The following is a 13,513-nucleotide window of genomic DNA, read 5'->3' as shown; positions in this document are numbered from 1 at the left end:
GCGGAACGGGGCAACGGGAAGTGAAGCATGAGTGACGATCTGGTCAACTTCGAGGTCAACGGCATCCCCCTGCAAGCCAGGAAAGGGAGCATGTTGATCGCCGCGACGGATGCCGCCGGTATCCGCATCCCTCGATTCTGCTACCACGAGAAGCTGTCGGTGGCGGCCAACTGCCGTATGTGCCTGGTGGAAGTGGAACGGGCTCCCAAGCCCATGCCCGCCTGCGCCACGCCGGTGGCCGAGGGTATGAAGGTTTACACCCGCTCGCCCAAGGCCCTGGCCGCCCAGAAGGCGGTGATGGAATTCCTGCTCATCAACCATCCCCTGGACTGTCCGGTCTGTGACCAGGGCGGGGAGTGTGAACTGCAGGATGTCTCCATGGGCTATGGTGAGGACCTGTCTCGTTACAGCGAGGCCAAGCGCGTGGTCAGGGACAAGGACATCGGTCCCCTGATCGCCACCGAGATGACCCGCTGCATTCATTGCACCCGCTGCGTGCGCTTTGGCGAGGAGATCGCCGGCATGCGGGAATTGGGGGCCACCGGCCGGGGTGAACGGATGGAGATCGGCACCTTTATCCAGCGTACCGTGGTGTCCGAACTGTCGGGCAATGTTATCGACCTGTGTCCGGTAGGGGCGCTGACCGCCAAGCCGTCCCGCTTCACCTACCGGGCCTGGGAACTGATCCAGCATCCGACCATCTCTCCCCATGACTGCGTGGGTTCCAACCTGTTCCTGCATAGCTATAACGGTCAGGCCAAACGGGTGGTGCCCCGTCGCAACGACGGCGTAAACGAGACCTGGATCGCGGACCGTGACCGGTTCAGTTATGCCGGACTGCAGTCGGAGGATCGCCTTACCACCCCCATGATCCGTGACAAGGGCGAGTGGGTGAGCACCGACTGGGAAACGGCCATGGCCCGGGCCGTTGAGGGACTGCGGGCGCTGCCGGCCGCCGAGAGCGGCGCCCTGCTGTCGCCCCAGTCCAGCCTGGAAGAACTCTATCTGGCCCAGCAGTGGCTGCGGGGCCTGGGGATCCAGTCACTGGATCACCGCTTGCGGCAGACGGATTTTTCGGATCAGGATCAGGCGCCCCTATTCCCCTATCTGGGCAGCAGCCTGGAGGATCTGGACGAGACCGGCGGTCTGTTGCTGGTGGGTGGCAATGTCCGCAAGGAACAGCCCCTGCTGGCCCATCGTCTGCGCAGGGCGGCCCTCAGGGGACGGCCGGTGATGGCCATCAATCCGCGGGATTTTGGTTTTCATTTCCCGCTGGCTCATCAGCGGGTCACTGACCCCCACGGCATGCTCACCGCCCTGGCGGGGGTACTGCAGGCGGCACTGACCCGGAAGGGGCAATCCGCGCCGGCGGCCCTGGCCGACGTGCTCAAGGCCATCAAGCCCGATGCTGTTGATACGGCCATGGCCGAAGTGCTGGTCCAGGCAGGGGCGCAGGGGCACGTACTCCTGGGCACCCAGGCCATGCATCATCCCCAGTTTGCCCTGCTGGGCGCCCTGGCGGGTGCCCTGTGCGAGATCACCGGCGCCCGCCAGGGGTATTTGCCCGAAGGCGGCAATGCCGCCGGTGCCTGGTTGGCGGGAGCGGTCCCCCATCGGGGCGCGGCCGGGGTTGCCCTGCAAGCCGGGGGACGTCATGTCCGGAGCATGCTGGCCGACGGTATCAAGGCCTGTGTGCTGTTGAATGTGGAACCGGAGTTGGATTGTGACAACCCTGCTCAAGCCCTGCGAGCCGTGCAGGAGGCAGAGTTTGTGGTGGCCATGACGCCGTTTGTCACCGATAGTCTGCGTCGCCATGCCCATGTGCTGCTGCCCATTGCCACCTTTGCCGAAACCTCGGGAACCTGGGTCAATGTGGAAGGCCGCTGGCAGAGTGTGCCCGGCGCCGCCACGCCGCCCGGGGATACCCGTCCCGCCTGGAAGGTATTGCGGGTACTGGGCAACATGAGCGATCTCTCCGGATTCGAATACCTTTCCTCGGAAGAGGTGAGGGACGAACTCAAGGTACGCCTGGCCGAGGCGGGCGTCACCGGTTTCGAGAACCGGGTCCCCCTGGAAGGCCGTGCCCTGGCCCTGCCGCCCAGACCTGCCGGGCTGCAGCGGGTCTCCGCGACCGCCATGTATGGGGTGGACAGTCTGGTACGCCGGTCCCTGCCGCTGCAACAGACGCCGGAGGCCCGGGACGGTGCGGCCCGCCTCAATGAAGTCGAGGCCCGCAGTCAGGATCTGCTGGGGGCCGAGGAAGTGGTGGTGCGCCAGGGCAAGCTGACCGCCCGTATGGGGCTGGTGATCGACGATACGGTACCCGCCGGCTGTGTCTGGCTGCCGGGTGGCATCACGGAAACAAGCACCCTCGGCCCCGCTTACGGGCCGGTGGAACTGCACAAGGTTTAAGGTCGGGGTCCGAGCATGCAGCAAGCCATGATGGAATTCTGGGACGGGTTACCCGTGATCATGCAGATCATGACCAAGATCACGATGATCGTGGGACCCCTGTTGCTGGTGGTGGCCTACACCACCCTCGCCGAGCGCAAGGTGATCGGCTACATGCAGGTGCGGGTGGGACCCAACCGAGTGGGACCCAGGGGCCTGCTGCAGCCCATTGCCGACTCCCTCAAGCTCCTGCTCAAGGAAGTCATCATCCCCAGTAATTCGGACAAGTACCTGTTCCTGATTGCGCCGGTACTGGCCATTGCGCCGGCCCTGGCGGTATGGGCGGTGATCCCCTTCGACGACGGTATGGTGTTGGCGGACATCAATGCCGGCCTGCTCTACCTGCTGGCCCTGAGTTCGGTGGGGGTCTACGGCATCATCATCGCCGGCTGGGCCTCCAATTCCCGCTACGCCCTGCTGGGGGGGATGCGTTCCGCCGCCCAGATCGTCTCCTACGAGATCGCCATGGGCTTTGCCCTGGTGGGGGTGGTGATGGCCGCCGGAAGTCTGAACCTGGGCGAGATCGTCATGTCTCAGCAGGGCAGTGTCTACCACTGGTTCCTGCTGCCCCTGTTCCCCCTGTTCCTGGTCTACCTGATTTCCGGGGTGGCCGAGACCAACCGCGCGCCCTTCGATGTGGCGGAAGGCGAGTCGGAAATTGTTGCCGGTTTCCACGTGGAATACTCCGGCATGGCCTTTGCCATCTTCTTCCTGGCCGAATACGCCAACATGATCCTGATTTCGGCCCTGACCGCCCTGCTGTTCCTGGGTGGCTGGCTGTCGCCCTTCCAGGGCATCCTGCCCGAGAGCGCCTTCGACCTGCCGCTGATCGGTTGGGTGCTGGACAGCGGCATCCACTGGCTGCTGATCAAGACGGCCTTCTTCCTGTTCTGTTTCCTCTGGTTCCGCGCCACCTTCCCGCGCTATCGCTATGACCACATCATGCGACTGGGCTGGAAGGTGCTGATTCCCGTGACCATCATATGGCTGTTTGTCCTGGGCGTGGCCGTCGCCCTGGGCGTCGGTCCCTGGTTCGCGTGAGGGAGGCTTTCATTATGAGCACGGCGATTCGCCAGTTCTTCAAGACCTTCCTGCTGTGGGAACTGCTGCTGGGCCTGAAGCTCACCGGCCGGCACTTCTTTGCCCGCAAGATTACCGTCCAGTATCCGGACGAGACCACACCGATCTCACCCCGTTTCCGCGGCCTGCACGCCCTGCGCCGCTATCCCAACGGAGAAGAGCGATGCATTGCCTGCAAGTTATGCGAGGCGGTGTGTCCGGCCCTGGCCATCACCATCGAGTCGGAGCAGCGGGATGACGGTACCCGTCGTACCACCCGCTACGACATCGATCTGTTCAAGTGCATCTTCTGCGGCTTCTGCGAAGAGGCCTGCCCGGTGGATTCCATTGTGGAGACCCACATCATGCACTACCACTTCGAAAATCGCGGCGAGCAGATCATGACCAAGGACAAGCTGCTGGCCATCGGTGACAAGAACGAAGCGCAGATTGCCGCCGCCCGTGCCGTCGATGCGCCCTACCGCTGATCAGGGGGACTGCCCGTCATGAGTTTCGAACAGTTTCTGTTCTACTTCTTCTCCACCGTCCTGGTGGGTTCGGCCGTGGCCATGATCACGGTGCGCAATCCCGTCCATGCGGCCCTGTTTCTGGTGCTGGCCTTCTTCACCTGCGCCGCTCACTGGATCATGCTGGAGGCGGAATTCCTCGGCATCCTGCTGGTGCTGGTGTACGTGGGTGCGGTGATGGTGCTGTTCCTGTTCGTGGTCATGATGCTGGACATCAACGTGGCCCGGGTCAGGGAGGGGTTTGCGCGCCTGCTGCCGGTGGGGCTGGTGGTGGCCGTGGGCATGATGGTGGTGATGGCCATGGTGGTGGGTGCCAAGGTGTTCCAGGTGGAGTCCCCCGGCCGCGCCGATGCGGACTACAGCAACACCGAGGCCATCGGTCGGTTGCTCTATACCGAGTACGTGTATCCCTTCGAGATTGCCGCCGTGATCCTGCTGGTGGCGATCATTGCGGCCATCGTGCTGACGCTGCGGCGTCGGCGCGACAGTCTTTACATGGACCCGGCGGAACAGGTCCGGGTGCAGCGCAAGGACCGCGTGCGCTTGATCAAGATGGAAGCGGAAAAGAAGTAGCGTCACATGGGCCGATGGACCCTGAACCCGTCTGCCGTGGCCGGATCGGCCTGGCGGACGGGTTCGAGTGAATCTACAGGGCTGAACGAAAACACCCAAGCGGGCGCCGTGGCGAGACCTGCGCTGGGCCAAAAACGGGACCAAGCATGATTCCTCTGTCGCATTACCTCATCCTTGGGGCGATCCTGTTCGCACTGAGCGTCACCGGGATCTTCCTGAACAGGAAAAACCTGATCCTCCTGCTCATGTGCATCGAGCTCATGCTGCTGGCGGTGAACATGAACTTTGTCGCCTTCTCCCATTATCTGGGGGATCTGTCGGGGCAGATATTCGTGTTCTTCATTCTCACCGTGGCAGCGGCGGAGGCGGCCATCGGCCTGGCCATCCTGGTGCTGGTGTTCCGTAATCGACAGACCATCAACGTCCAGGATCTGGACGAGATGAAGGGGTAGGGCATGGATACTATCTATCTGCTCATCGTTCTCGCCCCCCTGTTCGGGGCCATTGCCGCCGGCCTGTTCGGCCAACAGTTGGGGCGGACCGGGGCCCATACCGTTACCGTCGCCGGGGTGGCCGTCTCCTTCCTGCTCTCCCTGGTGGTGTTCTGGCATCACGTGTTCGGCGGGGGCGGGGTCTATAACGAGACCGTGTACACCTGGCTGGTGAGCGACGGCATCCGCTTCGAGGTGGGTTTTTTGATCGATAACCTCACCGCCCTGATGATGCTGGTGGTGACCTTCGTCTCCCTGATGGTGCACATCTACACCATCGGCTACATGCATGAGGATCCGGGCTACCAGCGCTTCTTTGCTCTGATCTCCCTGTTTACCTTCTCCATGCTGGTGCTGGTGATGGCCAACAACTTCATGCAGCTGTTCTTCGGCTGGGAGGCCGTGGGCCTGGTGTCCTACCTGCTCATCGGCTTCTGGTTCAAGCGGCCCACCGCCATCCATGCCAACCTCAAGGCCTTCATCGTCAACCGGGTGGGGGACTTTGCCTTCGTGCTCGGGATTGCCGCCATCGTCTTCTACACCGGCAGCCTGGACTACGCCACCGTCTTCGGTCAGGCGGAAGGCATGTCCCAGGCCGGCATCAGTGTCCTGCCGGGCACCGAGTGGTCCCTGCTGACCGTGGCCTGTATCCTGCTGTTCATCGGTGCCATGGCCAAGTCGGCCCAGGTGCCCCTGCATGTGTGGCTGCCCGACTCCATGGAAGGCCCCACACCCATCTCGGCCCTGATCCATGCGGCTACCATGGTGACGGCGGGGATCTTCATGGTGGCGCGCATGTCGCCCCTGTATGAGTTCTCCGTCACCGCACTGGGCTTCGTACTCATCATCGGTGCCGTCACCGCCTTCTTCATGGGGTTGGTGGGGCTGGTGCAGAACGATATCAAGCGGGTGGTGGCCTATTCCACCCTGTCCCAGCTGGGTTATATGACCGTGGCCCTGGGGGCCTCCGCCTATGCGGCGGGGATCTTCCACCTCATGACCCATGCCTTCTTCAAGGCCCTTTTGTTCCTGGCGGCCGGTTCGGTGATCATGGCCATGCATCATGAGCAGGACATCCGTCGCATGGGGGGGTTGCGCAAGTACATGCCCATCACCTATGCCACCGCCCTGATCGGCTCCCTGGCCCTGATCGGCTTCCCGGGCCTGGCCGGCTTCTTCTCCAAGGACGGCATCATCGAGGCCGTGTCCCTGTCGGAGATTCCGGGGGCGGGTATTGCCTACGTGCTGATATTGCTGGGCGTGTTCGTCACTGCCCTGTACACCTTCCGCATGTTCTTCCTGGTGTTCCACGGCGAGGAGCGTTTCCGCCATGCGGCGCCCGGCACCGACCACGATCACGGCCACGACCATGACGGGCATGGTCACGGCCTGCAGGGCGACCCGAAGGAATCGCCGTGGGTGGTGACCGTACCCCTGATCCTGCTGGCCATCCCTTCGGTACTGGCGGGCTATTTCGTCGGCCCCCTGCTGTTCGGTGATTTCTTCGCCGGGGTGATCCATGTGGACGAGACCCGGGATGTGCTGGCCCGTCTGGGCGAGAGTTATACCGGGGTCATGGGCTATATCACCCACGGTCTGGCGATGCCGCCCTTCTGGCTGGCGATGGCGGGTCTGGCCACGGCCTGGTACGTGTACACGAAACGTCCGGACATTGCCGACAACGCACGCCGGCGCGCTCCCTGGGCCTATGACCTGCTGAACCGGAGCTACGGCTTCGACCAGTTCAATGATGTGGTGTTCGCCAGGGGCACCCAGCGCCTGGGGCAGTGGTTGTGGCGCTTTGGCGACACGTTGCTGATCGACACGACCCTCGTCAACGGCAGCGCCAGGGTGGTGGGCTGGGCATCCCGGCAGGTGCGCCAAGTGCAGACGGGCTATGTCTATCACTACGCCTTCGCCATGATCATCGGTCTGCTGGTACTCATCATGGCGTTTGCCTTCTAGCGCGGTCGTGCTGGGTGCAACGACAGGATCAACGCAGGATTCCACTGGGAAGAAATAATGTTCGCTGACTGGCCACTGCTCTCTCTTGTGATATGGACGCCGATTCTCGGCGGCCTGATCGTCCTGACCATGGGTGACCGGATGCCCGAGGCATCCCGGCGCGTGGGCCTGGCCTTCGCGGTGCTGACCTTCCTGGTGAGTATCCCGCTGTTCACGCTCTTCGACCGCGGCACCCACGAGATGCAATTCGTGGAGATGATCCCCTGGATCAGCACCTTCAACATCCATTACCATCTGGGCGTGGACGGGATCTCCATGCCGCTGATCCTGCTCACCACCTTCACCACGGTGCTGGTGGTCATCGCCGCCTGGGAGGTGATCCAGTATCGGGTATCCCAGTACCTGGCGGCCTTCCTGGTCATGGAGGGCCTGATGATCGGGGTCTTCTCGGCCCTGGATGCAGTGCTGTTTTATGTCTTCTTCGAGGCCATGCTGATCCCCATGTTCCTGGTGATCGGCATCTGGGGCGGTCCCAACCGGATCTACGCCACCCTCAAGTTCTTTCTCTACACCTTCCTGGGCTCGGTCTTCCTGCTCATCGGCCTGATCTACCTGTACACCCAGTCCGGTAGCTTCGCCATCCTGGATTTCCACCATCTGCCCCTGGGTATGACCGCCCAGACCCTGATCTTCCTGGGCATGTTGCTGGCCTTCGGGGTGAAGATCCCCATGTTCCCGGTCCATACCTGGTTGCCGGACGCCCACGTGGAGGCGCCCACCGGCGGTTCGGTGATCCTGGCGGCGATCATGCTGAAGATCGGCGGCTACGGATTCCTGCGCTTTTCCCTGCCCATCGCCCCGGACGCGGCCATGGCCCTGGACTGGCTGATGGTCACCCTGTCCCTGATCGCCGTGGTCTACATCGGTCTGGTGGCGCTGATGCAGCAGGACATGAAGAAACTGATCGCCTATTCCTCCATCGCCCACATGGGCTTCGTGACCCTGGGCTTCTTCATCGTCTTCATGATCTACAACAACACCGGCTCCTGGCAGGGGGCCGCCCTGGGGATCAGTGGCGGCATGGTGCAGATGATCTCCCATGGCCTGATCTCCGCGGCCATGTTCCTCTGTGTGGGCGTACTCTATGACCGCATGCACAGCCGCCGGATCGCCGATTACGGTGGTGTGGCCAACACCATGCCCTGGTTTGCCGCCTTCTTCGTGCTGTTTGCCATGGCCAATACGGGGCTGCCGGGTACCTCGGGCTTCGTGGGCGAGTTCATGGTGATCCTGGCCGCCTTCCGGGCCGACTTCTGGATCGCCCTGCTGGCCGCCACTACCCTGATCCTGGCCGCGGCCTATACCCTGTGGCTGGTGAAACGGGTGGTCTACGGCGAAGTGGCCAACGACAACGTGGCCGGGCTGACGGATGTGAACCGGCGCGAGTTCTGGGTGCTGGGCGTGCTGGCCTTTGCCGTACTCCTGCTGGGGGTCTGGCCGGCGCCTCTGCTGGATGTGCTGGCCGCCACCGTGGACAACCTGGTGCGGCATATCGCCGTTTCCAAGCTCTAAGCTCTCCTGGATGCCGATATGACCTTTGAGATTCCGGACTTCATCCCCGTCATTCCCGAGCTCTTCCTGCTGGGCATGGGCTGCTTCATCCTGGTGGCGGATCTGTTCATCCCCCAGGCCCGGCGTGACATCACCTACGGACTGGCTCAGTTCTCCCTGTTGGGCGCCCTGCTGCTGACCCTGTGGCTGGCGGCGCCGGAGGTACGGATCACCATGTCCGGTACCTTCGTGGCCGATCCTATGTCGGATCTGCTCAAGTCGGTGGTGTTGCTGATTTCGGCGGTGGTCTTCCTCTATGCGCGGCCCTACCTGATGAGCCGGGATCTGTACCAGGGTGAGTTCTATGTCCTGGGGCTGTTCGGGGTGCTGGGGATGATGGTGATGATCTCGGCCAACAGCCTGCTCACCCTCTATCTCGGGCTTGAGCTACTGTCCCTGTGCCTCTATGCCATGGTGGCCTTCAATCGGGATTCCACCCAGGCGGCCGAGTCCGCCATGAAGTACTTCGTGCTGGGGTCGATTGCCTCGGGCGTACTGCTCTACGGCATGTCCATGCTCTACGGCATCACGGGTACCCTGGACATCGCCGGTGTGACCGCGGGCATCCTGACGGCCTCTGGTGAATTCAACATGGCCCTGGTGTTCGCCCTGGCCTTCGTGGTGGTGGCCCTGGCGTTCAAGCTGGGGGCGGTGCCCTTCCACATGTGGCTGCCGGATGTGTACCACGGCGCGCCCACACCGGTGACTCTGTTTATCGGCACGGCGCCCAAGATCGCCGCTCTGGCCATCATCATGCGCCTACTGGTGGATGGCCTTGGGCCGCTGCACGCGGACTGGCAAGGCATGCTGCTGATCCTGGCGGTGCTTTCCCTGGCGGTGGGCAACGTGGTGGCCATCGCCCAGACCAACATCAAGCGCATGTTCGCCTATTCCACCATTTCCCACGTCGGGTTCGTGCTGCTGGCCGTCATGGCCGGGACGACGGAGGGGAATGCGGCGGCCCTGTTCTATGTGATCGCCTATGCCCTGATGGCAGCCGGCGGCTTCGGCATGGTGCTGTATCTGTCCCGCCAGGGCTTCGAGGCGGACAACATCCAGGATTTCCGCGGCCTGAATGAACGCAGTCCCTGGTTTGCCTTCATCATGTTGCTGCTGATGGCTTCCATGGCAGGCCTGCCGCCTACCCTGGGTTTCTATGCCAAGCTGGCGGTGCTGCAGGCGGTGGTGCAGGTGGACTTCGTCTGGATAGCCGTGTTCGCCGTCCTGATGTCGGTGATCGGTGCCTTCTACTACCTGCGCATCATCAAGTTCATGTACTTCGACAAGCCGGAGGATCGGACCGAACTGTCCCGGGGCATGGATTTCAACGTGGTGCTGTCGGTCAACGGTCTGCTGATGCTGGGTCTGGGGATCTTCCCCGGCATCCTGATGTCGCTGACTGCAGCGGTCCGGTAGGGGAGGGGGTATGGATCTTTTGCAGGTTACCGTGTGGCTCTATCTTCTCATCGCCCTGGCGGCAGCCAACCTGCCGTGGCTCAATGAACGGGTCCTGTTCGTTCTGACGCCACGGGGCGATGCCAAACCGGCCTTCATGCGCTTTCTGGAATGGGGTATACTCTACGCCCTGGTGGTGGCCATCGGCCTTGGGCTGGAGCGTCTGGTCACCGGCACGATCCATACCCAGGGCTGGCAGTTCTATGCCATCACCCTGTCCATGTTTGCCGTGTTTGCCATGCCCGGATTCATCTATCGACATGATCTGCGCCGACACCTGGTCCACCGTGGTGCATGAGTTGCAAAAAAGTTGGATGAAACCCTTGTATTATCCGGGCAAGATCGGTAGTATACATATCTTCAGTTGCGGGGTGGAGCAGTCTGGCAGCTCGTCGGGCTCATAACCCGAAGGTCGCAGGTTCGAATCCTGCCCCCGCTACCACATTCGAAGTACAAAAAACCCGCGTCGGTCATCCCGGCGCGGGTTTTTTCGTTTCAGCGCTTCAGATCTGCCAGCAGGGTGCTCACCCGCGCCCGGATCTCGTCCCGTATCTGCCTGAAGGCCAGGTTGATCTCTTCCTCGGTGCCGGTGGCCTTGGCCGGGTCCGTCAGGGGCCAGTGCAGGCGCCGTGTGCCCGGAGGCAGCAGGGGGCAATGTTCATCCGCGTGCCCACAGACCGTCACCACCAGATCCGCCTCCACCAGCATGGCATCGGTGACGCGGGTGGATTCCTGGCCGCTGATGTCGATCCCCAGTTCCGCCATGGCCAGGATGGCCCGGGGGTTCTTGCCGTGGGCCTCGATCCCCGCCGACTGGATCCGGAAGGCGTCGCCTCCCAGATGACGGGCAAAGCCTTCAGCCATCTGGGAACGGCAGGAGTTGCCGGTGCAGAGGAACAGGATGCTGGGATTATTTGATGAAGTCATGGGGCTGTGCCTTGGTGGGTGAATAGATATTTGTTCTTGCGAATATGCGGTATGGACTATATCTTATCTCTCATGACTAATGAATGACCCGGCATAGTGCATGCTGGAAATCTTCACCCTGGTGCACAGCGCTTCCATGCCGAAGGCCATGGCGAGGTGCGGCAGTGGCTGTCTGACTGAACCCGACCACAGGACATATCCATGTTGTTGACCGCCCTGACGATCTTCATCGTCACCATCACCTTCGTCATCTGGCAGCCCAAGGGGCTTGGTATCGGCTGGAGCGCCTTGGGCGGCGCGGCCCTGGCCCTGGCCACGGGGGTGGTGCAGTTCTCCGACGTGCCCATCGTGGTGGACATCGTCTGGAACGCCACGCTCACCTTCGTCTTCATTATCATCATTTCCCTACTGCTGGACGAGGCCGGATTCTTTGAATGGGCGGCTCTGCACGTGGCTCGCTGGGGCAAGGGTAGCGGCCTGCGCCTGTACTGTTTCATCATCCTGCTGGGCGCTGCGGTGGCCGCCATGTTTGCGAACGACGGTGCTGCCCTCATGCTCACTCCCATCGTGCTGGAGATGCTTCTGGCCCTGGGCTTCACCGCCGGGGCGGCCTTTGCCTTCGTCATCGCCGCCGGTTTCATCGCCGACACCGCCAGTCTGCCCCTGGTCACCTCCAACCTGGTAAACATCGTCTCGGCGGATTTCTTCGGTATCAACTTCCGCGAGTACGCCGCCGTGATGATGGTGGTTAATGCCGTCTCGGTGACCGCCTCGCTGGGTATCCTGTATCTGTTCTTCCGCAAACAGATCCCCCGCACCTACAGCCTCGACGGTCTGCGCAGGCCCGAACAGGCCATCAAGGACCCGGCCGTGTTCAAGACGGGCTGGGTGGTGTTGGCCCTGCTGCTGTTCTGCTTTTTGGTGATCGAGCCCATGGGTGTGCCCATTTCCGCCATGGTGGGTCTGGGTGCCGCCATCCTGTTGGCGGTGGCTGCGCGGGGACATGTGATTTCCACCCGCCGGGTCTTCGTCAGTGCCCCCTGGCAGATCGTGATCTTCTCCGTGGGCATGTATCTGGTGGTCTACGGCCTGCGCAATGCCGGGCTGACGGCGGACATCGCCATTGCCCTGGACTGGATCGGTCAGTTTGGGGTGACGGCGGCGGCGGTGGGGACCGGCTTCATCGCCGCCTTCTTCTCTTCCATCATGAACAACATGCCAGGGGTGATGGTGGTGGCCCTGTCCATCGACGAGGCCAATGTCACCGGCGTGATCAAGGAGGCAATGATCTATGCCAACATCATCGGTTCCGACCTGGGGCCGAAGATCACCCCCATCGGCAGCCTGGCCACCCTGTTGTGGCTGCACGTGCTGGCGCGACGAGGCATCAAGATCACCTGGGGCCAGTATTTCAGGATCGGCATCCTGATCACGCCGCCGGTGCTGCTGGTCACGCTGCTGGCCCTGGCCGGCTGGCTGTCGCTGATCCGCTGATCACCAGACCGGCAGGCAGGGATCAAGCGAGGTAGAATCGTCCTTTTGCCAGCTTCGACGATACAGGGAGCGTCATCATGTACTGCACGCAATGTGGTCACAACAACGATCATTCGGCACGTTTCTGCGCCGGTTGCGGGGCGTCCCTCGGGACGCAGCCGTTGCCGGCCGACATGGCGGAGGGAGCGGGCGCCGCTGCTGCGCCCGCCTCAGCCTCGGTCAGGGATGCCGGATTCTGGTATCGCCTGCTGGCATTCGTGATTGACATGGTCATCCTGACCCTGATCACCATCGTGGTGGCGGTTCCGCTGGGTTTTGCCCTGGGGGCATCCATGGCGGCAAGCGGGGCCACTGGCCAGGAGATCACTCTGGTTGCGGAAGGTATGGGTAATCTGCTGTCCCTGCTGCTGGGGTGGCTCTATTACACGGTGTTCGAGTCCTCGAAATGGCAATCCACCCCCGGCAAGCGGATGCTGGGCCTGCGGGTGACGGACATGGACGGCAACCGGATCGGCTTTGGTCGCGCCAATGGCCGCTACTGGTCCAAGATCCTTTCGGCGCTTTTGCTGTTCATCGGCTATCTGATGATCGCCTTTACCCGGCGCAAGCAAGGTCTCCACGACCTGATTGCCTCCACGCTGGTGGTCAGGCAGTCGTAGACCAGCCCTCATTGTCAGCGGCCTCATCCGCAGGTCCTGGGATGCTCCGGACGGGACACCCCGCACAAAGCGGTATTCCGGGAGCGTGAGGGTGATGCGGGGTTGTCCAGGCCGACATTCCCGCGTAAGCGGGAATCCAGTTGCGGGGGCTCCCCCTGGGCTCCCGCTTTCGCGGGAGTGACGGCGGTGCCGGCGAGGGTTAGTGACGACGGTGCCTGGCGTAGTGACGACGGGGCTTGGCGAGGGTCCGTTCTGGAATGACGGCAAGAGTTTTTCATCCGTACCCGTCATTCCCGCGAAA

Annotated in this window: 12 protein-coding genes and 1 tRNA gene; 12 read left to right on the top strand and 1 reads right to left on the bottom strand. The window is 62.5% G+C overall.

Annotated elements, in window-relative coordinates; translation table 11 throughout:
* The first annotated feature begins 27 nt into the window (after nucleotides 1-27).
* From nuoG to LQ956_RS00140, 10 genes are all read left to right on the top strand, one after another.
* Nucleotides 28-2,412, top strand: coding sequence for an NADH-quinone oxidoreductase subunit NuoG (nuoG, locus tag LQ956_RS00185; protein ID WP_238622899.1), 2,385 nt, complete (start codon nucleotides 28-30; stop codon nucleotides 2,410-2,412).
* Between the two features lie 27 nt (nucleotides 2,413-2,439).
* The gene (nuoH, locus tag LQ956_RS00180) at nucleotides 2,440-3,492 is read left to right on the top strand and encodes an NADH-quinone oxidoreductase subunit NuoH (RefSeq protein WP_430733384.1); all 1,053 of its coding nucleotides are present in this window, start codon (nucleotides 2,440-2,442) and stop codon (nucleotides 3,490-3,492) included.
* A 14-nt stretch (nucleotides 3,493-3,506) separates the two neighbouring features.
* Nucleotides 3,507-3,998: an NADH-quinone oxidoreductase subunit NuoI gene (nuoI, locus tag LQ956_RS00175; RefSeq protein ID WP_238622901.1), complete on the top strand. Its 492-nt coding sequence runs from the start codon at nucleotides 3,507-3,509 to the stop codon at nucleotides 3,996-3,998.
* An 18-nt stretch (nucleotides 3,999-4,016) separates the two neighbouring features.
* On the top strand, nucleotides 4,017-4,610 hold the full coding sequence (locus tag LQ956_RS00170) for an NADH-quinone oxidoreductase subunit J (protein WP_238622902.1): 594 nt from the start codon (nucleotides 4,017-4,019) through the stop codon (nucleotides 4,608-4,610).
* Between the two features lie 146 nt (nucleotides 4,611-4,756).
* Complete coding sequence (nuoK, locus tag LQ956_RS00165) at nucleotides 4,757-5,062, top strand: NADH-quinone oxidoreductase subunit NuoK (RefSeq protein WP_238622903.1); 306 nt, start codon at nucleotides 4,757-4,759, stop codon at nucleotides 5,060-5,062.
* Nucleotides 5,063-5,065: 3 nt separating this feature from the next.
* Nucleotides 5,066-7,066 carry an NADH-quinone oxidoreductase subunit L gene (gene nuoL / locus LQ956_RS00160; protein WP_238622904.1) on the top strand — a complete coding sequence of 667 codons (2,001 nt, stop codon included), beginning with the start codon at nucleotides 5,066-5,068 and terminating at the stop codon, nucleotides 7,064-7,066.
* A gap of 57 nt (nucleotides 7,067-7,123) precedes the next feature.
* On the top strand, nucleotides 7,124-8,638 hold the full coding sequence (locus LQ956_RS00155) for an NADH-quinone oxidoreductase subunit M (protein ID WP_238622905.1): 1,515 nt from the start codon (nucleotides 7,124-7,126) through the stop codon (nucleotides 8,636-8,638).
* A gap of 18 nt (nucleotides 8,639-8,656) precedes the next feature.
* A complete protein-coding gene (gene nuoN / locus LQ956_RS00150) occupies nucleotides 8,657-10,093 on the top strand; it encodes an NADH-quinone oxidoreductase subunit NuoN (RefSeq protein WP_200172554.1) in 1,437 nt (478 codons plus the stop codon).
* 10 nt (nucleotides 10,094-10,103) lie between these two features.
* Nucleotides 10,104-10,430 carry a DUF2818 family protein gene (locus LQ956_RS00145; protein WP_200172552.1) on the top strand — a complete coding sequence of 109 codons (327 nt, stop codon included), beginning with the start codon at nucleotides 10,104-10,106 and terminating at the stop codon, nucleotides 10,428-10,430.
* 67 nt (nucleotides 10,431-10,497) lie between these two features.
* Nucleotides 10,498-10,574: transfer RNA gene (locus LQ956_RS00140), tRNA-Met, on the top strand.
* Nucleotides 10,575-10,627: 53 nt separating this feature from the next.
* Here LQ956_RS00140 and arsC read toward each other — a convergent pair.
* Nucleotides 10,628-11,059 carry an arsenate reductase (thioredoxin) gene (gene arsC / locus LQ956_RS00135; RefSeq protein WP_200172550.1) on the bottom strand — a complete coding sequence of 144 codons (432 nt, stop codon included), beginning with the start codon at nucleotides 11,057-11,059 and terminating at the stop codon, nucleotides 10,628-10,630.
* A gap of 201 nt (nucleotides 11,060-11,260) precedes the next feature.
* Between arsC and LQ956_RS00130 the strand changes: the two genes are divergently transcribed.
* Together LQ956_RS00130 and LQ956_RS00125 are read left to right on the top strand one after the other, a co-directional pair.
* Nucleotides 11,261-12,553 carry an arsenic transporter gene (locus tag LQ956_RS00130; protein ID WP_430733381.1) on the top strand — a complete coding sequence of 431 codons (1,293 nt, stop codon included), beginning with the start codon at nucleotides 11,261-11,263 and terminating at the stop codon, nucleotides 12,551-12,553.
* A gap of 77 nt (nucleotides 12,554-12,630) precedes the next feature.
* Nucleotides 12,631-13,212 (top strand): RDD family protein, encoded by a 582-nt coding sequence (locus LQ956_RS00125; protein WP_200172227.1) that lies wholly within the window; start codon nucleotides 12,631-12,633, stop codon nucleotides 13,210-13,212.
* Nucleotides 13,213-13,513 lie beyond the last annotated feature (301 nt).

The organism is Ectothiorhodospira lacustris (genome assembly GCF_022227845.1).
In the GTDB taxonomy this organism is placed as follows: domain Bacteria; phylum Pseudomonadota; class Gammaproteobacteria; order Ectothiorhodospirales; family Ectothiorhodospiraceae; genus Ectothiorhodospira; species Ectothiorhodospira lacustris.
This window is presented reverse-complemented; position numbering and strand designations above follow the sequence as displayed.